This is a genomic window from Auritidibacter sp. NML130574 (assembly GCF_003185725.2).
In the GTDB taxonomy this organism is placed as follows: domain Bacteria; phylum Actinomycetota; class Actinomycetes; order Actinomycetales; family Micrococcaceae; genus Auritidibacter; species Auritidibacter ignavus.
The window spans coordinates 55899-74898 of record NZ_CP031746.1; the positions used below are offsets into that span (position 1 = coordinate 55899).

Below are 19000 nucleotides of genomic sequence, written 5' to 3' on the forward strand. Positions count from 1 at the left end.
GAAGTGACGTGGCCCGATGATGGGATTCGAGATCACTGGCTGGTCGTGGGAACAGTACACGAGGGGCGGGTCGGCAGGTAGGCTGAGTGCTATGTATCTCATGCGCTCACCGAGAAATCGCAACATCACGACGTACTTTATCGGCAGTATCGTCCTTGCTTTGATGTTGACTGCCTGCGGGGGCGCGGGTTCCCCTGAGTCTTCCTCCGCCTCGTCCACGCCTTAGAACGAGGAATCTGAGGAGCAGACCGAAGCAAAAATTGAGGGTTTGGAAGATACCGATTTCACCTCGATGAGTTTTCACTTTTCCGGCTATGTGCCTGGAGCAGACACGACGGAGTTGACCCTTAACGAGGCTAAGCTGACCGAGGCCGAGCAGGAACTATCTCACCTACCCTATTCTTATGAACTCGGTGAAGTGATCCGTGAAGACCTCAACGGGAACGGTATCGTGGATGCGGGCGTGGAAATTGAGCGTTATCAAGGCAACGGTTACGACGCTCGGTGGTACATGTGGATTGCCACGGAAGACGGACCTGAGCAGTCTCCGATGCCCTTTGCCCGGACAGCAAGTTGCGGGGATGCAGTCGATTCCGTAACACCTGTCAATGGGGGTTTAGAAGTTCACGAATTTTTGCGGGAACCAGGCGATGACGCGCCGTGCTCTGATCGGGGCTCGGGGGAGCGAACACGTGTGGTTAACGCCGAGTATCTGGAAGGAACTCAAACGTGGTGGCCTGTCCGGACTGACCCTTATCCCGCATTTGGTGGAGTCTGTCCTGCTCCCCGTGGCGAGGAAGGATATCCGGTCTCGACTCATCATACCTACCTCGTCCCGGACGACATGAGCGCGCCCCTCTCCGAGCGCGACCCCACACTGAACGAGTTCCCAGAAGAAACCGGGGAGGTGATGGTGCTGGGTTCCTACGAGCCAAACACACCGCATGACAAGTTATGGCCGGGATGGGTAAGCGTCATCATCAAAGGAGATCGAGATAACCTTGGGTGCGCTTGGGCCCCGGTCGGGGACTAACGCAGTGAGCTAACCACGACGGTTCATATAGAAGTTGAACCCGTTGGCCAGCAACTTGTTGAGTGGCAAATCCCATTCACCCAAAGTCTGGTGCACATCAGCGCCCATAGTGGTTTTGAACCGGCTCAGACCAGCCAAGGGGTGTTCTTTATCCAAAGTTGGTGAGATCCCGCCGAGATCGTACCAGCGACAGCCCGCCTCTAACGACAGTTTAATCTGTTCCAACTGCAAAGCGCGAGGTGCGTAGCGTTTGGATTCGGCCCGTGACGAGGCTCCGTAGACGTACCAACCGGTGTCTTGTTGCTGGACGTAAATAGCCGAAGCCAGTAGCTGATCCTCGTATTCTGCCAGTAGCACCTTGAAGTCTGAGACTTCAGACTCGCCCAGCGCCGTGGCCATGCGCTCGAAGTACTCCTGCGGCCTGCCCGAGAATCCATCCCGTGCGGCGGTTTCTTCAAAAAGTTGCTGCCAGCGATCGAGAGCTTCCGCTCCCGTAGCGGTGATTTTCAGCTCCGAGCGCGTGGATTTACGGGTCTGTCGACGCGAAGTGCTGTCCATTCGTGACAGGACCTGCTCGACCGCTTCCTGAAAACCTTCAGATTCTCGATCGGCTCGGTCTGCTTCAGACAGCTCGGGCAAGGGTATCCGAGCCTGGAACTGCGCTTGGCCGGCCTGGAAATCCGCGGTAATCTTCGGGCGGGACCAGCCCTGGTCGTCGAGCAATCGGGTCATCTCCACGACCTGATCGTTCTCGGACTCGGCATCCAGCTCTGTGACAAGAGTTTCGTCGCCTTTGGATAGTGTCGAACGAACGGTATGTGCACTCCACGACCGTTCCGAGAACGGCAATCCCATCCGAATGAGGAACGCGCCTTGAGAACGCAGGTAGGGGACCAGCGGCTCCAGAATGTCCCCGAGGGCAACGGTGTCAGCAGAGAATACCGGACCATCGGCGAGATAAGCCAACGACTTTTTGCGGAGTAACGGCGCTGGAATACCCCGATACAGCACGAGGGAGACGGCCACAAGTTCGTCACCGCGGTACCAACCCAGTGACTGTCCTCTCCACCCTGTCTTCACCTGGGGCCAGCGCGGGTTTTGCAGAAAAGACGCGCTTGGTTGGGAGGCTAGGAACTGTTCGTGCGTGGAGGTTGAGATGTCAGTAATCCGGAGGTCCTGTCGTGAAGTCACATCGCTAACCTACCGTATCGATCTGAACAAGTGGCTCCTCGGATCGCTCCACTCAAGGAATCAAGTCCGATCGGCTGGGGGAGTGCCCTTGCTCGTGCTGTTGCTATAGTCTGGCGTTTATGAGCTCGAAAATTAGCGCGGAGCAACCCGTTGTCCCGGTGATCACCGGAGGTGATTTGGGGGCCTATAGTCTCGCCCGGGAATATCACGAACGCTTCGGCTGGATGTCTGCGGTGGTGCCAACCGGGCAGAACCTGATTGTTGGAGGAAGCAAACTCACCGAGCTCTACCCGGCCGGTCCCATGTTCGACCCAGAGACGGTAACAGCACACGTAGAACAGGTTGCTACTTCGGTCAATGCTCACACCCCGGATCGGCCCTTGGTGCTCCACAGCGGATACGATCATCTGGTTCGCATTGTGGCCCAAAAAGCAGACAGGTTGCGCGAAGCTGGCTACGTGTTCCCCGCCGTCACTGTCGAACAACTCGACCGTGCGGCGCTCAAAGAACATTTTTATGAGCTCTGTCGGACATACTCTGTGCCCTACCCGCGTACCTTGATCTATGACTCCCATGCGGCAGCTGAGCAGACCACAAGTTCTGATGATTTCCTCAATTCCTTTCACGGCGCACGACTGTCGTATCCGGTAGTGCTCAAAGCCGATGATGGTGGCCAATGGGCCTCCACACGTTTCGAAGGGCGCCGTAAGGTCCACTACATCGATAACGACGCGAACCTCAAAGAGGTTCTTGACAAGGCAACTGACGCTGGGTATCGAGGAGGGCTCATTGTCCAGGAGTTCATTCCAGGGCCTGACTCCCAGCTACGCATCCTGACGATGTACCGCAACGCAGACGGAAACATCACCTTGTCGGGGCTCTGTGAAGTCATCGTGGAAGATCATGCTGTGGGACTAGAAGGCAATGCCCGCGCGGTGATTGCTGTACCGGATAACACCATTCATCACCACGGTGCGAAAATTCTCGACAGCCTTGACTGGCACGGCTTCGCCATGTTTGATATCAAGGTCCATCCCACCACGGGGGAACCGATGTTCTTAGAAATGAACCCTCGGCTAGGACGTCATCACTACTACCTCACCGCGGCCGGACGTAACCCCGTGGATTTCTACTTGGGAGATCTGCTCGGCGACTTTGATGAACCAGCACCGGCACATGTTGAGCACCTCGCGTTGTCAACGACGATCCCGCTTTCGGTTGCCCAACGCTACGCCAACGACCAGCAACGCCACTACATCTCTGAGCTCAAAAAGTCTGGACAGGTCTACACTCCGCTTCAGTATCGGCAGGATAAAAACTTCAAGCGCGACCTGTATCAGAAGTACCGACTGTATAAAGCTGCCGAAGAAGTACAACACCGGCCCGGCAGTATGAACTAGCCCTACGGACCACGAACAGTCTCAGTTCCCATTCTGGTGCTAGACCTGGTACTATAAGATCGATTGTTTCCAGTGTGGCAATAGGACACAGTCCGGGTTGCGGGGTTCTTGCGCAACAAATGCCACCTTTTTGCACGCCCAAACACTTTTTGAGTTTCGGGTAGCGAGAAATAAACCACGGACTTCGGTCCAGACCGTCCTCGAGTTCACCTCCCGTTCATGAGCTGGGTGCGTGACGGGGCGGTCGACCGAGATCATACATAACGGAGAATAGTTTGCCTACAATTCAGCAGCTGGTCCGTAAGGGCCGCACCCCCAAGTCCAAGCGGGTGGGCGCTCCTGCCCTGGAGGGCCGCCCGATGCGTCGTGGCGTGTGCACTCGTGTGTACACCACGACCCCGAAGAAGCCGAACTCTGCACTACGTAAAGTTGCACGTGTGCGTCTCGCCGGCGGTATCGAAGTCACCGCCTACATCCCCGGTGAGGGCCACAACCTGCAGGAACACTCCATCGTGCTGGTGCGCGGTGGTGGTGTGAAGGACCTGCCCGGTGTTCGTTACAAGATCGTGCGTGGCGCACTGGACACCCAGGGTGTCAAGGATCGCAACCAAGCACGTAGCCGTTACGGTGCAAAGAAGGAGAAGAAGTAATGCCACGTAAAGGACCTGCTCCTAAGCGCCCGCTGGTCGTTGATCCGGTGTACGGCTCCCCGCTGGTCACCCAGCTGATCAACAAGGTGCTGATCGATGGTAAGAAGTCCACCGCAGAGCGCATTGTCTACGGTGCACTGGACGGTACCCGCGATAAAGGCGGCGACGATCCCGTTGCAACGTTGAAGAAAGCTCTGGACAACATCCGTCCGGCTCTGGAAGTTCGTTCCCGCCGCGTCGGTGGTGCAACCTACCAGGTGCCGGTTGAGGTCAAGCCCGGTCGTGCGACCGCGCTGGCCCTGCGTTGGTTGGTGGGCTTCTCCAAGGTGCGCCGTGAGAAGACCATGACCGAGCGCCTGACCAATGAAATCTTGGACGCTTCCAACGGCCTGGGTGCTGCAGTGAAGCGTCGCGAGGACGTGCACAAGATGGCCGAAGCCAACAAGGCCTTCGCACACTACCGCTGGTAAGCCAGCATCCCGAGATCCGACCATAACTACAGATCACGAGATAACCAACGGCCAGGTTTGGGCAGACACCGCAGAACGGTCAGTTCCTGAACTTCCGGTCACAACCCCAAGGGAGACACTGTGGCACAAGACGTGCTGACTGACCTCAAGAAGGTTCGAAACATCGGCATCATGGCCCACATCGATGCCGGCAAGACCACGACCACCGAGCGTATCTTGTTCTACACGGGTGTGAACCACAAATTGGGCGAAACCCACGATGGTGCGTCCACCACCGACTGGATGGAACAGGAAAAAGAGCGCGGTATCACCATTACCTCCGCGGCTGTAACCTCCTTCTGGGAAGGTCACCAGATCAACATCATCGACACCCCGGGACACGTGGACTTCACCGTTGAGGTGGAACGCTCCTTGCGCGTGCTCGACGGTGCCGTTGCTGTGTTCGACGCAAAGGAAGGTGTGGAGCCTCAGTCTGAGACCGTTTGGCGCCAGGCCGATAAGTACGGCGTCCCACGCATTTGCTTCGTCAACAAGATGGACAAGCTCGGTGCAGACTTCTATCACACCGTCGACACCATCGTGAACCGCCTGCAGGCCAAGCCACTGGTCATGCAGCTGCCGATCGGTGCTGAGAGTGATTTCGTGGGTGTTGTTGACCTGGTCACCATGAAGGCCTACGTCTGGGAAGGTGACGCCAAGGGTGACGTGACCTTGGGTGCGTCCTATGAAACCCAGGAGATTCCGGCTGAGCTCCAGGAGCGCGCCGAGGAATACCGCAACGAACTGGTGGAGTCTGTTGCTGAGTCCTCCGAGGAGCTGATGGAGAAGTACCTCGAGAACGGAGAGCTGAGCGAAGAGGACATCAAGGCCGGCGTCCGGGCCATGGCTGTCAACGACGAGGCCTACCCCGTGTTCTGTGGCTCGGCCTTCAAAAACCGTGGAGTTCAGCCGTTGCTGGACGCCGTGGTTGACTACCTGCCGGCACCATTCGACGTCGGCGCTGTCCACGGCTACGAGGTCGGTGACGAGTCTGTCGAACTGACCCGTGAACCCAGCACCGACGCGCCGTTCTCTGCTCTGGCCTTCAAGATCGCGGCTCACCCGTTCTTCGGTACTCTGACCTACATCCGCGTCTACTCCGGTACCATCTCCCAGGGTGACACCATCCTGAACGCTACCAAGGGCAAGCAGGAGCGCATTGGCAAGCTCTTCCAGATGCACGCCAATAAAGAGAACCCCGTTGAGCAAGCTCAGGCAGGCCACATCTACGCTGTGGTGGGTCTGAAAGACACCACTACCGGTGACACTCTGTCTGCCAAGTCCGATCCGATCATTCTGGAATCAATGGAGTTCCCCGAGCCAGTGATCTCCGTGGCTATCGAGCCCGCATCCAAGGGTGACCAGGAGAAGCTCTCCACCGCTATTCAGCGTCTGGTCGCTGAGGACCCGACCTTCACGGTCAACCACAACGAGGAAACCGGCCAGACCGAAATCGGCGGTATGGGCGAGTTGCACCTCGACGTGTTTGTGGATCGCATGAAGCGTGAGTTCAAAGTGGAAGCAACCGTGGGTAAGCCGCAGGTAGCCTACCGCGAAACGATCCGCAAGAAGGTCGAAAACGTGGAATACACCCACAAAAAGCAGACCGGTGGCTCCGGTCAGTTCGCGAAGGTCATCGTTACCTTCGAACCGATGGAAACCTCCGAAGGTGAGATCTACGAGTTCGACAACGCCGTCACCGGTGGTCGGGTTCCCCGCGAATACATCCCCTCGGTGGACCAGGGTATTCAGGAAGCTATGCAGTTCGGTGTGCTGGCCGGCTACCCGATGGTCGGCATCAAGGCTACCCTCGAGGATGGTGCCTATCACGATGTGGACTCCTCGGAAATGGCCTTCAAACTGGCTGGTTCGCAGGTCTTCAAAGAAGGTGTCCGTCGAGCTAAGCCGGTGTTGCTGGAGCCACTGATGGCCGTTGAAGTCCGCACTCCGGAGGAATACATGGGTGATGTGATCGGTGACTTGAACTCCCGCCGTGGCACCATCGGTTCGATGGAAGACGCTCAGGGTGTGAAGGTCATCAACGCACAGGTACCGCTGTCCGAGATGTTCGGCTACATCGGCGACCTGCGGTCCAAGACTCAAGGTCGCGCTGTGTACACCATGACCTTCGACTCCTACGGTGAAGTGCCACAGGCTGTCTCGGAAGAGATCATCCAGAAGCACTCAGGCCAGTAAGAGTCATCGGTACCGGAAATATCCGGTAAAATCACTCTGAAACAACTTGGGATCGGAGGGGTGGAGAACAGACGCTTCACCCCACCGGTCACACAGCCTCGACCACACTCCGGAGGGACGGGGCTAGACAGGACTTTTGGTCCGGTCCGCCTGCTCGGCCGAGTAGGCCTCAAGCGACGGGCGCCGGTCCTGATATCCGGGGAATTTAGAAAAGAAAAATCTGACGCGTAGACTGTAGAAAAGTCAGACCGCACATCAAGCGGCTGCCATGTCCTTCTCCAGTCGAACAGTTCTAGGAGGAATCTGTGTCGAAGGCAAAGTTCGAGCGGACGAAGCCGCACGTCAACATTGGTACTATCGGCCACGTTGACCACGGTAAGACCACTCTCACCGCAGCTATCTCGAAGGTACTGCACGGTAAGTACCCTGACCTCAACGAGGCACGTAACTACGACGAGATTGACGGTGCTCCTGAAGAGCGCCAGCGTGGTATTACCATTAACGTCTCCCACATCGAGTACGAGACCGAAGCACGTCACTACGCACACGTTGACGCCCCGGGCCACGCCGACTACATCAAGAACATGATTACCGGTGCTGCCCAGATGGACGGTGCGATCCTCGTGGTTGCTGCCACCGATGGCCCGATGGCTCAGACCCGCGAGCACGTGCTGCTGGCTCGCCAGGTTGGCGTTCCCGCTTTGCTGGTTGCATTGAACAAGTGCGACATGGTTGATGATGAAGAGCTGCTTGAGCTCGTTGAAATGGAAGTTCGTGAACTGCTGAGCTCGCAGGACTTCGATGGCGACGAGGCTCCTGTGATCCGCACCTCCGGCTACATGGCTCTGCAGGGCGACGAGAAGTGGGTCAAGTCCGTTGAAGAACTGATGGACGCTGTTGACACCTACATTCCGGACCCCGTTCGCGATAAGGACAAGCCGTTCCTGATGCCGATCGAGGACGTCTTCACCATTACCGGTCGCGGTACCGTGGTGACCGGTCGCGCCGAGCGCGGTACTCTGGCTATCAACTCTGAGGTTGAAATCGTCGGTATCCGCGAAATCCAGAAGACCACCGTCACTGGTATCGAGATGTTCCACAAGCAGCTCGACGAAGCATGGGCAGGCGAGAACTGTGGTCTGTTGTTGCGTGGTCTGAAGCGTGAAGACGTTGAGCGTGGTCAGGTTGTTGCTGAGCCGGGGTCGATTACCCCGCACACCCAGTTCGAGGGTAACGTCTACATTCTCTCCAAGGACGAGGGTGGCCGTCACAACCCGTTCTACTCCAACTACCGTCCGCAGTTCTACTTCCGCACCACTGACGTTACTGGCGTCATCACCCTGCCGGAAGGTACTGAGATGGTTATGCCTGGCGATACCACTGAGATGTCAGTCGAGCTCATCCAGCCGATCGCTATGGAAGAGGGCCTCGGCTTCGCTATCCGTGAGGGTGGTCGCACCGTTGGTTCCGGTCGTGTGACCAAGATCGTCAAGTAAGACCTCTGACTGAGTTCGGCTGAGCTCAGCCTGAGGCTCGTCGACAGGGCCCCGTTACCGAGATGTCTCGGAGGCGGGGCCCTGTTGTGTGTCGAGGTCTCGTGGCAATAACGTGATCTTGCCAATAACGAGACCCGAGGATTCGCGTTGCGAGACAAAACATGTCATACTAGATAAGTTGCTCAGCAAGGACGAGCGAATCATCGTGTCTGAATCGGTATTCGCCCCGTGAGCAGAATTCCCTCCCTCTCCTCGAGCGTAGTGTTCCGACATAGATTTCGACACGCCCGAGCGCGTGGATGGGAGCCCTTCAGGAGCGAGGAACCCGAAGTTTTCGGATTTGTTGCTGGAGGTGGAATAAGCGAAGACGGTCGATGAGGCGCAATTGTCTGGTCCATGGCCGTTGAATCGCACACAGGGACAGGTACGGACAACAAGGACGAAAGAGGCAAGACGCCATGGCGGGACAGAAAATCCGCATCCGTCTGAAGTCTTACGATCACGAGGTGATTGACACTTCAGCACGGAAGATCGTAGATACGGTCATACGCGCAGGCGCTCAGGTAGTGGGCCCGGTGCCGCTACCAACTGAGAAGAACGTTTACTGCGTGATCCGTTCTCCGCACATGTACAAGGACAGTCGCGAGCATTTTGAAATGCGCACTCATAAGCGGCTGATCGACATCGTAGACCCGACTCCGAAGGCCGTCGACTCGCTGATGCGTTTGGACCTGCCCGCGGACGTCAATATTGAAATCAAGCTTTAGGTTAGGGAGGTGCTGAGAGAACTATGACCGCTAACCGTCAAACAAAAGGTTTGCTGGGCACGAAGCTCGGCATGACCCAGGTCTGGGACGAGGAGAACAACCTTGTTCCGGTGACCGTGGTTCAGGCAGAGCCCAACGTGGTTTCGCAGCTTCGCACTGAAGAATCAGATGGCTACACCGCTGTTCAACTGGCCTACGGTCAGATTGATCCCCGCAAGGTCACCAAGCCACTGACCGGCCACTTCGAGAAGGCAGGCGTCACCCCGCGTCGCCATGTGGTCGAGATCCGTACCACTGATGTCGCTGAGTACACGCTGGGCCAGGACGTCACCGTTGAACAGTTTGAAGCTGGTCAAAAGGTTGACGTGACCGCTAACTCTAAGGGTAAAGGCTTCGCCGGTGCCATGAAGCGTCACGGCTTCGCCGGTGTGGCCGCATCCCACGGTCAGCACAAGAACCACCGTAAACCCGGTTCGGTCGGTGGTGCTTCCACCCCGGGCCGCGTCTTCAAAGGCCAGCGCCTGCCCGGCCGTATGGGCAATAAGCGCACTACCACTCAGAACCTTACTCTGCACGCTATCGATGCAGAGAACAACCTGCTGTTGATCAAGGGCGCCATTCCTGGCCCCAAGGGTCGGGTTGTGCTGGTTCGCGATGCAGCGAAGGGAGCATGAGCAGATGGCTGTCAAGAAAGTTACGGTTGATCTGCCGGCCGATATCTTTGGTGCCGAGACGAATGTGCCTCTGATGCACCAGGTCGTCGTCGCACAGCAAGCGGCTGCACGGCAGGGAACTCATAAAGCAAAGACTCGCGGCGAAGTATCCGGTGGTGGCCGTAAACCATTCCGCCAGAAGGGTACCGGTCGCGCTCGTCAGGGCTCCAACCGCGAGCCTCAGATGACCGGCGGTGGTATTGTCCACGGCCCGGTGCCGCGGGACTACTCCCAGCGGACCCCCAAGAAAATGAAAGCTGCCGCTCTGCGGTCAGCACTGTCCGACCGTGCTCGTCACGACCGGATTCACGTGCTGGAAGCTCTCGTGACCGAACAGACTCCGTCCACTAAGGCCGCAAAGGCCGCCTTGGAGGAGCTGAATACCGGTCGGAAGAATTTCCTGGTAGTCATTGATCGCAGTGACGATGTGACTGCCCTGAGCACCCGCAACCTGCAACGAGTCCACACCCTCTACACTGATCAGCTCAACACCTACGACGTGCTGATGAGTGATGATGTGGTCTTTACCAAGCCGGCCTACGAGGCCTTCGTGGCTGCCGCCGGCAGCAACAAGAAGGAGGAGGCCAAATGAGCGGCACCATCAACAAAGACCCGCGCGACGTGATCATTTCTCCCGTCGTCTCGGAAAAGAGCTACGCCGATATGGATGAGGGTCGTTACACCTTCATCGTCGACCCGCGCTCGAATAAGACCGAAATTAAGTTTGCCATCGAAAAGATTTTTGATGTCAAAGTTGATTCGGTCAACACCATGAACCGTCCCGGGAAGCGTCAGCGCACCCGCTTCGGATGGGGTTCGCGCAAAGATACCAAGCGCGCGATCGTCACTCTGAAGGAAGGGACCATTGACATCTTCGGAGGTCCGGCTCTCTAAGCCGGAGACCACTTAATCGAGGAATAAAGATATGGCTATCCGTAAATACAAGCCGGTTACGTCGGGCCAGCGCGGCTCGTCGGTTTCCGACTTTTCAGAAATCACGCGGAGCACGCCCGAGAAATCACTGCTTCGTCCGCTGACGAAGACTGGTGGGCGTAACAGCTCCGGCAAGATCACGACCCGTCACAAGGGCGGCGGTCACAAGCGCCAGTACCGCCTGGTCGATTTCCGTCGCTACGACAAGGATGGCATTCCGGCCAAGGTCGCACACATTGAATATGACCCGAACCGCACTGCCAACATTGCACTGTTGCACTACGTCGACGGCGCGAAGCGCTACATCATTGCTCCGGCCAAGCTGAAGCAGGGTGACATCGTCGAATCGGGTGCGAACGCTGATATCAAGCCGGGTAACAATCTGCCGCTACGCAATATCCCGCTGGGTACTGTGGTGCACGCAGTGGAGCTACGCCCGGGCGGTGGCGCTAAGCTGGCTCGTTCCGCTGGTGCCTCCACCCAGCTGGTGGCTCGCGAGGGCAAGTACGCCCAGTTGCGTCTGCCCTCCGGTGAAATTCGCAACGTTGACGTTCGTTGCCGCGCCACTATCGGTGAAGTCGGCAACGCCGAGCAGATCAACATCTCCTGGGGTAAGGCCGGTCGCATGCGCTGGAAGGGCGTCCGCCCGACTGTTCGCGGTGTTGTGATGAACCCGGTCGACCACCCGCACGGTGGTGGTGAAGGTCGTACCTCCGGTGGTCGTCACCCTGTGAGCCCGTCCGGTCAGAAGGAAGGCCGCACCCGCCGCCCGAATAAGGAAAGCGACAAACTCATTGTTCGTCGTCGTCGTACCGGCAAGAAATCACGATAAGGAGCTGATCTCTCAATGCCACGCAGCCTGAAAAAGGGTCCTTACGTTGATCAGCATCTCTACCTGAAGGTTCTTGCTGAGAACGAAAAGACCAATAAGAACGTTATCCGCACCTGGTCCCGTCGTTCCATGATCGTTCCGGACATGATTGGTCACACCATCGCTGTCCACGACGGTCGGAAGCACGTTCCGGTGTTCATCACCGAAGCCATGGTGGGACACAAGCTCGGAGAGTTCGCACCAACTCGAACCTTCCGCGGCCACTCCAAGGACGACCAGAAGGGCCGCCGCTAAGGCGGGCCCTGCGAGATTCGAAAGAGGATAAGCAATGGAAGCCAAGGCAAGTGCGCGCTACTTGCGCGTGACGCCAATGAAGGCCCGGCGCGTTGTCGACCTTGTTCGTGGTAAGCAAGCGACTGAAGCGCTGGCTATTCTGAAGTTCGCTCAGCAGGGTGCTTCGGAGCCGGTGTATAAGGTTGTTGCCTCCGCGGTGGACAATGCCCGTCAGAAAGCAGACCGTGAAGGTCTGTCCTTCAAAGAAGACGAACTGTTCATCTCCGAAGCTTTCGTAGATGAAGGACCGACCATGAAGCGCTACCAGCCTCGTGCCCAGGGACGCGCTTTCCAGATCAGAAAACGCACCAGCCACGTCACCGTGGTCGTTGCGACCGAAGAAGAGAAGGGTGGGACCAACTAAATGGGTCAGAAAATTAATCCCAATGGATTCCGCCTCGGTATCACCACCGATCACGTCTCCCGTTGGTTCGCTGACTCCAACCAGGAAGGCCAGCGCTACGCCGACTTCGTGAAAGAAGACGTTCGCATTCGTGAACTTCTGTCCGATGGTATGGAGCGTGCTGGCATCGCCAAGGTGGAGATCGAACGCACTCGCGATCGCGTTCGTGTGGACGTCCACACCGCGCGCCCGGGTATCGTCATCGGTCGCCGGGGTGCAGAAGCCGATCGTATTCGTCGGTCGCTGGAAAAGCTGACCGGCAAGCAGATCCAGCTCAACATTCTGGAAGTCAAGAACCCCGAAATGGACGCCCAGCTCGTGGCACAGGGTGTCGCTGAGCAGCTGGCCGCCCGTGTGGCTTTCCGTCGCGCGATGCGTCGTAGCATCCAGTCCGCAATGCGTGCGGGCGCCAAGGGTATCCGTATCCAGTGCTCGGGCCGTCTGGGCGGGGCTGAAATGTCTCGTTCGGAGTTCTACCGTGAAGGTCGCGTGCCTCTGCACACCCTGCGCGCCAACATCGACTTCGGCAAATTCGAAGCGAAGACCACCTTCGGTCGCATTGGTGTGAAGGTCTGGATCTACAAGGGTGACTTGACCGATAAGGAACTGGCTGCAGTCGAGGCTGCCAAGCCGTCCGGTCGTGGTGGACGCGGTGGCGGCCGTGGCCGCAACAACCAGCGTCGTCGTCGCGGCGGGGGACAGGACGCCAAGGCACAGACCGGCGCAACTGAAGGAGGCAACGCCTAATGTTGATCCCACGTCGTGTGAAGTACCGCAAGCAGCACCGTCCCGGTCGTCGTGGTATGGCTAAGGGTGGAACCGAAGTGACCTTCGGTGAGTTTGGTGTCCAAGCTCTGACCCACTCCTACGTCACCAACCGCCAGATCGAGGCAGCTCGTATTGCCATGACCCGCCACATTAAGCGTGGTGGTAAGGTCTGGATCAATATTTTCCCGGACCGTCCGTTGACCAAGAAGCCTGCCGAAGTCCGTATGGGTTCCGGTAAGGGTTCGCCTGAGTACTGGGTTGCAAACGTCAAGCCCGGACGAGTGATGTTCGAACTTTCCGGTGTTTCCGAAGAGGTCGCCCGTGAAGCGTTGACTTTGGCCATCCACAAGTTGCCGATGAAGGCACGTATCGTTCGTCGTGAAGGTGGTGAGTGATCATGGCAGTTGGTTCCAAGGAACTCAACATTGAAGCTCTCGATGGCTTCGATAACGCCCGCCTGACCGAAGAGCTGCAGAAAGCAAAGGCTGAACTGTTCAACCTGCGTTTCCAAGCCGCCACCGGTCAGATCGAAAACACCGGTCGTATCAAGGTCGTCAAGCGCGATATCGCACGGATCTACACCATCCTGCGCGAGCGTGAACTCGGTATTCGCGAGAATGTCGACGTTCCGGCTGATGACGTCAAAGAATCCAAGAAGAAAACCAAGAAGTCCAAGAAGAAGGCTGAGGAGGAGGACAAGTGACCGAATCAACGAACACCGCCGCCACCGAAGCCGCTCCGGAGCGTAACTACCGGAAGACTCTTCGTGGAATCGTGGTTTCCGACAAGATGGATAAGACCATCGTCGTGGAGATCGAGTCCCACAAAAAGCACGCACTGTATGGCAAGATCGTTCGCACCACCAAGCGTGTGAAGGCTCACGATGAGGAGAACACCGCAGGTGTGGGTGACCGCGTCGACTTGATGGAGACCCGCCCGTTGTCTAAGAGCAAGCGCTGGCGGCTGGCTGAGATTGTTGAGCGCGCTCAGTAATCCCAGGCGCACTGAGTAACACAGGCCCACCACTTTTGTGGTGGGCCTGTGTCGTTAACTGAGACTTTGTCACGTGCTTTTCTCAGGACGACGCCAATCGACAGAGAGCGAACTAACACCCGCACCACCATGCCATTAGATTGAAATAGCGCCAGTATGGCGTGTAAGATGAAGAGTCTGTGTGCTCTTGATGGTGAGACCATCCATCTCACGTGCCAAGAACCACAGAACTTTCGCCGAAAATGCCTCGGCCTTGCCCTGCACGTGGATGACGTGAATGAGTGTTCTCGAGCGGTCTGAACAACGTCGAGATTGCTCGTTGTTCGACGCCACGAGCCTCTCAGGGTGAGGGAAAGCAGAAGGCGAAAGCTATCAGTTCACCGTTCGGCTAGGCTCACCCGGTCTTCGGGGGAGAACCAGCACGACGACAGGAGTAATCAAGTGATTCAGCAGGAGTCGCGGCTTAAGGTCGCCGACAATACGGGCGCCAAGGAAATCCTGGCTATCCGTATTCTCGGAGGATCTGGACGCCGCTATGCATCCATCGGCGACGTGATCGTCGCAACCGTAAAAGACGCTATCCCCGGTGGCAACGTCAAGGCTGGAGATGTCGTCAAAGCCGTGGTAGTCCGTGCCAAGAAATCGGTACGCCGCGCTGACGGTTCCTACATCAGCTTCGATGAGAACGCAGCTGTAATTCTCAAGGGTGACCAGGAACCCCGTGGCACTCGTATTTTCGGCCCGGTCGGTCGCGAACTTCGTGACAAGAAGTTCATGCGTATCGTGTCACTGGCACCGGAGGTGATCTAGTCCCATGGCCAAGATCAAGAAAGACGACCTCGTGCAGGTTATTGCAGGCAAGGACAAGGGCAAGCAGGGCAAAGTCCTGCGCGTGTTCCCCAAAGATGAGCGCGTGCTCGTTGAAGGTGTCAACCGCGTGACTAAGCACGTCCGTGCCGGTCAGGGACCCCAGGGCGCTACCGAAGGTGGTATCCAGGTGGTCGAAGCCCCGATGCACATTTCGAATGTTGCCATCGTAGACCCCGAGTCTGGCAAGCCGACCCGCGTTGGCTACCGCTTTGAAGAAGTCGAGAAGAACGGCGAAACCAAGACCGTCAAGGTCCGTTACGCCAAGGCCTCTGGAAAGGAGCTGTGATGACTGAGGTTAGCACCGATACGGCCGCAGCCCCCAAGGTCACCCCGCGTCTGAAGGCCACATACCAGAACGAGATCAAGAAGTCGCTGCAGGACCAGTTTAACTACAGCAACGTGATGCAGGTCCCGGGCCTGACCAAAGTTGTGGTGAACATGGGTGTTGGTGAAGCAGCTCGTGACTCGAAGGTCATCGAAGGTGCCATCAAGGATCTGGCCGCCATCACTGGTCAGAAGCCACAGGTTTCCAAGGCCAAGAAGTCCATCGCGCAGTTTAAGTTGCGTGAAGGTATGCCCATCGGCGCCCATGTGACCATGCGCGGCGACCGCATGTGGGAATTCCTGGACCGTTTGGTCTCGTTTGCTCTGCCACGTATTCGTGACTTCCGTGGTCTGTCCTCCAAGCAGTTCGATGGTAACGGTAACTACACGTTCGGCCTGGCCGAGCAGACCGTGTTCCACGAGATCGATCAGGACAATATCGACCGCGTACGCGGTATGGACATCACCGTCGTGACCACCGCAACGACCGATGACGAAGGCCGTGCGCTGTTGCGCGCTCTGGGCTTCCCATTCAAGAAAGACCAGTAATCTATCTACGCTACAGGTCCCATCCGGTGTACCGGTCCGGGAAACCACAGCGAGAAAGGGCGTGAAGCCCACATGACTATGACCGATCCTGTCGCAGACATGTTGACCCGTCTGCGCAACGCAAATTCGGCCTCACATGACTCGGTATCCATGCCGTCTTCGAAACTGAAGACCCGCCTGGCCGAGATCTTGAAAAACGAAGGCTACATCGATGACTGGGCCGAAGAAGAGGCCCGTGTTGGCAAAACCCTGACCATCCAGCTGAAGTTCGGCCCGCAGCGCGAGCACGCTATTGCTGGCCTGCGCCGTATTTCTAAGCCCGGTCTGCGCGTTTATGCCAAGTCCACCAACCTGCCTCGTGTGTTGGGCGGTTTGGGGATTGCGATCCTGTCAACCTCCTCCGGTCTGCTCACAGACCGTCAGGCGGCTTCCAAAGGTGTAGGTGGGGAAGTCCTCGCCTACGTGTGGTAACGGAACACGGACGAAAGGTAGAGAAAATGTCACGTATTGGACGTCTTCCGATCACCGTGCCTTCCGGCGTTGATGTGAAGGTCAATGGCTCGCAGGTCGATGTGAAAGGACCTAAGGGCGAGCTGAGCTTCACCGTTGCATCGCCTATCACCGTTGATTTGGAAGAAAACACTATTACTGTCAGCCGTCCCGACGATGAGCGCGAATCGCGTTCGTTGCACGGTTTGAGCCGGACCATGATCAATAACATGATCGTGGGTGTCACCGAAGGCTACTCCAAGACGTTGGAGATCATTGGTACCGGTTACCGCGTGCTGGCCAAGGGACAGGGTCTGGAATTTTCCCTGGGCTTCTCCCACACCATTTCCGTAGACGCGCCGAAGGGCATCGACTTCAAAGTTGACGGCAACAAGGTGACTGTCTCCGGGATCGACAAGCAGCTGGTCGGCGAAACCGCAGCCAATATCCGGAAACTTCGTAGAACCGAGCCTTATAAGGGCAAGGGCATCCGGTATTTGGGCGAGCAGGTCCGTCGTAAGGCCGGAAAGGCAGGTAAGTGATGTCGAACGTCACTGTCAAAGGCAAGGGCAAATACGCTGCTCGGGCTCGCCGCCACCAGCGTGTTCGCAAGCATATCTCCGGAACCTCGGCACGTCCTCGCTTGGTCGTCAACCGTTCAGCCCGACACGTCTTCGTGCAGGTGGTCGACGACACCAAGGGACTCACCCTGGTTTCAGCTTCCACTATGGAAGCCGATCTTCGGAGCTTGGACGCTGAGAAGGTCGAGAAGTCGCGTAAGGTTGGCGAGCTCGTCGCTGAGCGCGCCAAAGCAGCCGGCATTGAAGCGGTCGTCTTCGACCGTGGCGGTAACCGTTACCACGGTCGCGTCGCGGCAGTAGCTGAAGGAGCACGCGAAGGGGGGCTGAAACTGTGAGCGAAAACACCAACGAAAAGGACAATCAGGTGACTGAAGCTAACGAAGACGCCGTGTCTGAGACCTCATCAGGTTCGGTTAGCCAGAACACCGAACGCACTGGTGGTCGTGGTGAGCGCGGCGGTCGAGGCCGTCGTGACCGCGCTGCCAAGAACGAACGCGGCTCCCGCCGTAACAACTCCCGTGGCAACGACAACCGCGACGAGTTCCTCGAGCGCGTGGTGACCATCAACCGCGTATCCAAGGTGGTCAAGGGCGGACGTCGGTTCTCCTTCACCGCTCTGGTTGTCGTCGGTGACGGCGACGGTCTGGTTGGCGTTGGTTACGGTAAGGCCAAGGAAGTTCCGGCCGCTATCGCCAAGGGTGTTGAAGAGGCCAAGAAGAGCTTCTTCCGCGTTCCGCGTATCGGGACAACCATTCCTCACATCGTGCAGGGTGAAGACGCTGCCGGCGTTGTGCTGTTGCGTCCTGCTTCCCCCGGTACCGGTGTGATCGCTGGTGGTCCGGTGCGTGCTGTGCTGGAGTGCGCAGGAATCCACGATGTGCTTTCCAAGTCGATGGGTTCAGTGAACGCCATCAACATTGTGCGAGGCACGATCGATGCGCTCAAGCAGTTGGAAGGACCCGAGGAAGTTGCTGCCCGTCGCGGTAAACCTGTCGATGAGGTCGCTCCGCACGCCATGCTTCGCACCATGCAGGAAGATCGCGCCAAGAAGGCCGAAGAAAGGGCAGGTGCCTGATCATGGCAACGAACAACGGTTCAACTCCAAAGAACATCACGGCCTCGGATGCGACTCTGGCGATTACCCAGATCCGTTCAACCGTGGGCCGTAAACCCAAGCATCGTGAGACTGTGCGTTCGCTCGGTCTGAAGCGAATTGGTCACACTGTGACCCGTACAGCCGATGAGTCCACGGTGGGCATGATTAATACCGTGCGCCACCTCGTCACAGTGGAGGAGGTCAATAATGGCTGACACCAACGAAGGCCAGAACGGCCCAGACATCGTCAAGCTGCATGACCTGCGTCCAGCTGCCGGTTCGAAGAAGACCAAGCTGCGTTACGGACGCGGTGAAGGCGGTAAGGGTGGCAAGACCGCTACCCGCGGTACTAAGGGCACCAAGGCTCGTTACCAGGTCCCTGCAGGTTTCGAAGGTGGTCAGCTTCCGTTGCACATGCGCCTTCCGAAACTGCGCGGATTCAAAAACCCATTCCGCACCGAGTACCAGGTCGTCAACCTGGACAAGCTCGCTCAGCACTTCCCCGACGGTGGCGAGGTCACCGTCGATTCTCTGGTGGAGCGTGGCTTGGTGCGCAAGAACCAGCCGGTGAAAATCCTGGGTACCGGAGAGATCTCCGTGGCTCTGAACATCACCGCCGATGCATTCTCCAAGTCGGCTGTTGAAAAGATCAACGCCGCTGGAGGGTCAACCACGGCTCGCTAAGGCGAAACACTCCGATTCAGGCCAATCGGTCCTCGATTCTGTGCAGGAGGTCTTGCAACGAATCGAGGACCGAGGCATTTAACGCTAGAATCTCTACGGTGTGTCATCACCACACCCGCAGATGCGCGGGTTATGGCCCACCCACGCAGACTACGAACGGCTTCGGCCACCTCGACCATTACCCCTTCAG

27 protein-coding genes are annotated in these 19000 nt (G+C 57.5%); 26 read left to right on the forward strand and 1 reads right to left on the reverse strand.

The window, feature by feature from the left end; genetic code table 11:
- The first annotated feature begins 292 nt into the window (after positions 1-292).
- Positions 293-1033, forward strand: coding sequence for a hypothetical protein (locus tag DCC27_RS00295; protein WP_148707487.1), 741 nt, complete (start codon positions 293-295; stop codon positions 1031-1033).
- A 9-nt stretch (positions 1034-1042) separates the two neighbouring features.
- On the opposite strand, the gene DCC27_RS00300 is transcribed toward DCC27_RS00295, so the two are convergent.
- Complete coding sequence (locus DCC27_RS00300) at positions 1043-2224, reverse strand: peptidoglycan bridge formation glycyltransferase FemA/FemB family protein (protein WP_233487892.1); 1182 nt, start codon at positions 2222-2224, stop codon at positions 1043-1045.
- A 119-nt stretch (positions 2225-2343) separates the two neighbouring features.
- On the opposite strand from DCC27_RS00300, the gene DCC27_RS00305 reads away from it, so the two are divergent.
- From DCC27_RS00305 to rplO, 25 genes are all read left to right on the forward strand, one after another.
- Positions 2344-3624 carry a hypothetical protein gene (locus DCC27_RS00305; RefSeq protein WP_110110270.1) on the forward strand — a complete coding sequence of 427 codons (1281 nt, stop codon included), beginning with the start codon at positions 2344-2346 and terminating at the stop codon, positions 3622-3624.
- Positions 3625-3899: 275 nt separating this feature from the next.
- Positions 3900-4274, forward strand: a complete 375-nt coding sequence (gene rpsL, locus DCC27_RS00310; RefSeq protein ID WP_110097933.1) for a 30S ribosomal protein S12 — start codon at positions 3900-3902, stop codon at positions 4272-4274.
- Positions 4274-4744 (forward strand): 30S ribosomal protein S7, encoded by a 471-nt coding sequence (gene rpsG, locus DCC27_RS00315; RefSeq protein ID WP_110097932.1) that lies wholly within the window; start codon positions 4274-4276, stop codon positions 4742-4744. The genes rpsL and rpsG overlap by 1 nt, the downstream gene beginning before the upstream one ends.
- Positions 4745-4864: 120 nt before the next feature.
- Positions 4865-6979: an elongation factor G gene (gene fusA, locus DCC27_RS00320; RefSeq protein ID WP_110100636.1), complete on the forward strand. Its 2115-nt coding sequence runs from the start codon at positions 4865-4867 to the stop codon at positions 6977-6979.
- Positions 6980-7284: 305 nt separating this feature from the next.
- Positions 7285-8475, forward strand: coding sequence for an elongation factor Tu (tuf, locus tag DCC27_RS00325; RefSeq protein ID WP_110097930.1), 1191 nt, complete (start codon positions 7285-7287; stop codon positions 8473-8475).
- 458 nt (positions 8476-8933) lie between these two features.
- Positions 8934-9242, forward strand: coding sequence for a 30S ribosomal protein S10 (gene rpsJ, locus DCC27_RS00330; RefSeq protein ID WP_110110271.1), 309 nt, complete (start codon positions 8934-8936; stop codon positions 9240-9242).
- Between the two features lie 23 nt (positions 9243-9265).
- Positions 9266-9916: a 50S ribosomal protein L3 gene (gene rplC, locus DCC27_RS00335; RefSeq protein ID WP_110097928.1), complete on the forward strand. Its 651-nt coding sequence runs from the start codon at positions 9266-9268 to the stop codon at positions 9914-9916.
- 4 nt (positions 9917-9920) lie between these two features.
- Positions 9921-10547: a 50S ribosomal protein L4 gene (rplD, locus tag DCC27_RS00340; RefSeq protein WP_110097927.1), complete on the forward strand. Its 627-nt coding sequence runs from the start codon at positions 9921-9923 to the stop codon at positions 10545-10547.
- A complete protein-coding gene (gene rplW / locus DCC27_RS00345) occupies positions 10544-10849 on the forward strand; it encodes a 50S ribosomal protein L23 (RefSeq protein ID WP_110097926.1) in 306 nt (101 codons plus the stop codon). The genes rplD and rplW overlap by 4 nt, the downstream gene beginning before the upstream one ends.
- A gap of 31 nt (positions 10850-10880) precedes the next feature.
- Complete coding sequence (rplB, locus tag DCC27_RS00350; protein WP_110097925.1) at positions 10881-11720, forward strand: 50S ribosomal protein L2; 840 nt, start codon at positions 10881-10883, stop codon at positions 11718-11720.
- 15 nt (positions 11721-11735) lie between these two features.
- A complete protein-coding gene (gene rpsS / locus DCC27_RS00355; RefSeq protein WP_110097924.1) occupies positions 11736-12014 on the forward strand; it encodes a 30S ribosomal protein S19 in 279 nt (92 codons plus the stop codon).
- A gap of 34 nt (positions 12015-12048) precedes the next feature.
- Positions 12049-12417, forward strand: a complete 369-nt coding sequence (gene rplV, locus DCC27_RS00360) for a 50S ribosomal protein L22 (RefSeq protein ID WP_110097923.1) — start codon at positions 12049-12051, stop codon at positions 12415-12417.
- Positions 12418-13203, forward strand: coding sequence for a 30S ribosomal protein S3 (gene rpsC, locus DCC27_RS00365; protein WP_110097922.1), 786 nt, complete (start codon positions 12418-12420; stop codon positions 13201-13203).
- A complete protein-coding gene (gene rplP / locus DCC27_RS00370) occupies positions 13203-13619 on the forward strand; it encodes a 50S ribosomal protein L16 (RefSeq protein ID WP_110097921.1) in 417 nt (138 codons plus the stop codon). The genes rpsC and rplP overlap by 1 nt, the downstream gene beginning before the upstream one ends.
- A gap of 2 nt (positions 13620-13621) precedes the next feature.
- Positions 13622-13927, forward strand: a complete 306-nt coding sequence (gene rpmC / locus DCC27_RS00375; protein ID WP_110097920.1) for a 50S ribosomal protein L29 — start codon at positions 13622-13624, stop codon at positions 13925-13927.
- Positions 13924-14217, forward strand: a complete 294-nt coding sequence (gene rpsQ, locus DCC27_RS00380; protein WP_199223084.1) for a 30S ribosomal protein S17 — start codon at positions 13924-13926, stop codon at positions 14215-14217. The genes rpmC and rpsQ overlap by 4 nt, the downstream gene beginning before the upstream one ends.
- A 441-nt stretch (positions 14218-14658) precedes the next feature.
- Positions 14659-15027 (forward strand): 50S ribosomal protein L14, encoded by a 369-nt coding sequence (rplN, locus tag DCC27_RS00385; RefSeq protein WP_110097919.1) that lies wholly within the window; start codon positions 14659-14661, stop codon positions 15025-15027.
- A 4-nt stretch (positions 15028-15031) separates the two neighbouring features.
- Positions 15032-15373 (forward strand): 50S ribosomal protein L24, encoded by a 342-nt coding sequence (rplX, locus tag DCC27_RS00390; RefSeq protein ID WP_110097918.1) that lies wholly within the window; start codon positions 15032-15034, stop codon positions 15371-15373.
- Positions 15373-15960: a 50S ribosomal protein L5 gene (rplE, locus tag DCC27_RS00395; protein ID WP_110100633.1), complete on the forward strand. Its 588-nt coding sequence runs from the start codon at positions 15373-15375 to the stop codon at positions 15958-15960. The genes rplX and rplE overlap by 1 nt, the downstream gene beginning before the upstream one ends.
- Positions 15961-16032: 72 nt before the next feature.
- Positions 16033-16431 carry a 30S ribosomal protein S8 gene (gene rpsH / locus DCC27_RS00400; RefSeq protein ID WP_110097916.1) on the forward strand — a complete coding sequence of 133 codons (399 nt, stop codon included), beginning with the start codon at positions 16033-16035 and terminating at the stop codon, positions 16429-16431.
- 26 nt (positions 16432-16457) lie between these two features.
- Complete coding sequence (gene rplF, locus DCC27_RS00405; protein ID WP_110097915.1) at positions 16458-16991, forward strand: 50S ribosomal protein L6; 534 nt, start codon at positions 16458-16460, stop codon at positions 16989-16991.
- On the forward strand, positions 16991-17365 hold the full coding sequence (gene rplR / locus DCC27_RS00410; protein WP_110097914.1) for a 50S ribosomal protein L18: 375 nt from the start codon (positions 16991-16993) through the stop codon (positions 17363-17365). The genes rplF and rplR overlap by 1 nt, the downstream gene beginning before the upstream one ends.
- Positions 17362-18105 (forward strand): 30S ribosomal protein S5, encoded by a 744-nt coding sequence (gene rpsE / locus DCC27_RS00415; RefSeq protein ID WP_110097913.1) that lies wholly within the window; start codon positions 17362-17364, stop codon positions 18103-18105. Before rplR ends, rpsE begins: the two co-directional genes overlap by 4 nt.
- Before the next feature lie 2 nt (positions 18106-18107).
- Positions 18108-18341: a 50S ribosomal protein L30 gene (gene rpmD / locus DCC27_RS00420; protein ID WP_110097912.1), complete on the forward strand. Its 234-nt coding sequence runs from the start codon at positions 18108-18110 to the stop codon at positions 18339-18341.
- Entirely contained in the window at positions 18334-18810 is a 477-nt protein-coding gene (gene rplO / locus DCC27_RS00425; protein WP_110097911.1) for a 50S ribosomal protein L15, read from the forward strand. The genes rpmD and rplO overlap by 8 nt, the downstream gene beginning before the upstream one ends.
- The last annotated feature ends 190 nt before the right edge of the window (positions 18811-19000 follow it).

Coding starts and splice junctions, on each gene's coding strand:
- DCC27_RS00295 (WP_148707487.1), top strand. CDS start 293: ATGAGTTTTCACTTTTCCGGCTATGTGCCTGGAGCAGACACGACGGAG.
- DCC27_RS00305 (WP_110110270.1), top strand. CDS start 2,344: ATGAGCTCGAAAATTAGCGCGGAGCAACCCGTTGTCCCGGTGATCACC.
- rpsG (WP_110097932.1), top strand. CDS start 4,274: ATGCCACGTAAAGGACCTGCTCCTAAGCGCCCGCTGGTCGTTGATCCG.
- rpsJ (WP_110110271.1), top strand. CDS start 8,934: ATGGCGGGACAGAAAATCCGCATCCGTCTGAAGTCTTACGATCACGAG.
- rplC (WP_110097928.1), top strand. CDS start 9,266: ATGACCGCTAACCGTCAAACAAAAGGTTTGCTGGGCACGAAGCTCGGC.
- rplD (WP_110097927.1), top strand. CDS start 9,921: ATGGCTGTCAAGAAAGTTACGGTTGATCTGCCGGCCGATATCTTTGGT.
- rplW (WP_110097926.1), top strand. CDS start 10,544: ATGAGCGGCACCATCAACAAAGACCCGCGCGACGTGATCATTTCTCCC.
- rplB (WP_110097925.1), top strand. CDS start 10,881: ATGGCTATCCGTAAATACAAGCCGGTTACGTCGGGCCAGCGCGGCTCG.
- rpsS (WP_110097924.1), top strand. CDS start 11,736: ATGCCACGCAGCCTGAAAAAGGGTCCTTACGTTGATCAGCATCTCTAC.
- rplV (WP_110097923.1), top strand. CDS start 12,049: ATGGAAGCCAAGGCAAGTGCGCGCTACTTGCGCGTGACGCCAATGAAG.
- rpsC (WP_110097922.1), top strand. CDS start 12,418: ATGGGTCAGAAAATTAATCCCAATGGATTCCGCCTCGGTATCACCACC.
- rplP (WP_110097921.1), top strand. CDS start 13,203: ATGTTGATCCCACGTCGTGTGAAGTACCGCAAGCAGCACCGTCCCGGT.
- rpmC (WP_110097920.1), top strand. CDS start 13,622: ATGGCAGTTGGTTCCAAGGAACTCAACATTGAAGCTCTCGATGGCTTC.
- rplX (WP_110097918.1), top strand. CDS start 15,032: ATGGCCAAGATCAAGAAAGACGACCTCGTGCAGGTTATTGCAGGCAAG.
- rplE (WP_110100633.1), top strand. CDS start 15,373: ATGACTGAGGTTAGCACCGATACGGCCGCAGCCCCCAAGGTCACCCCG.
- rpsH (WP_110097916.1), top strand. CDS start 16,033: ATGACTATGACCGATCCTGTCGCAGACATGTTGACCCGTCTGCGCAAC.
- rplF (WP_110097915.1), top strand. CDS start 16,458: ATGTCACGTATTGGACGTCTTCCGATCACCGTGCCTTCCGGCGTTGAT.
- rplR (WP_110097914.1), top strand. CDS start 16,991: ATGTCGAACGTCACTGTCAAAGGCAAGGGCAAATACGCTGCTCGGGCT.
- rpmD (WP_110097912.1), top strand. CDS start 18,108: ATGGCAACGAACAACGGTTCAACTCCAAAGAACATCACGGCCTCGGAT.
- rplO (WP_110097911.1), top strand. CDS start 18,334: ATGGCTGACACCAACGAAGGCCAGAACGGCCCAGACATCGTCAAGCTG.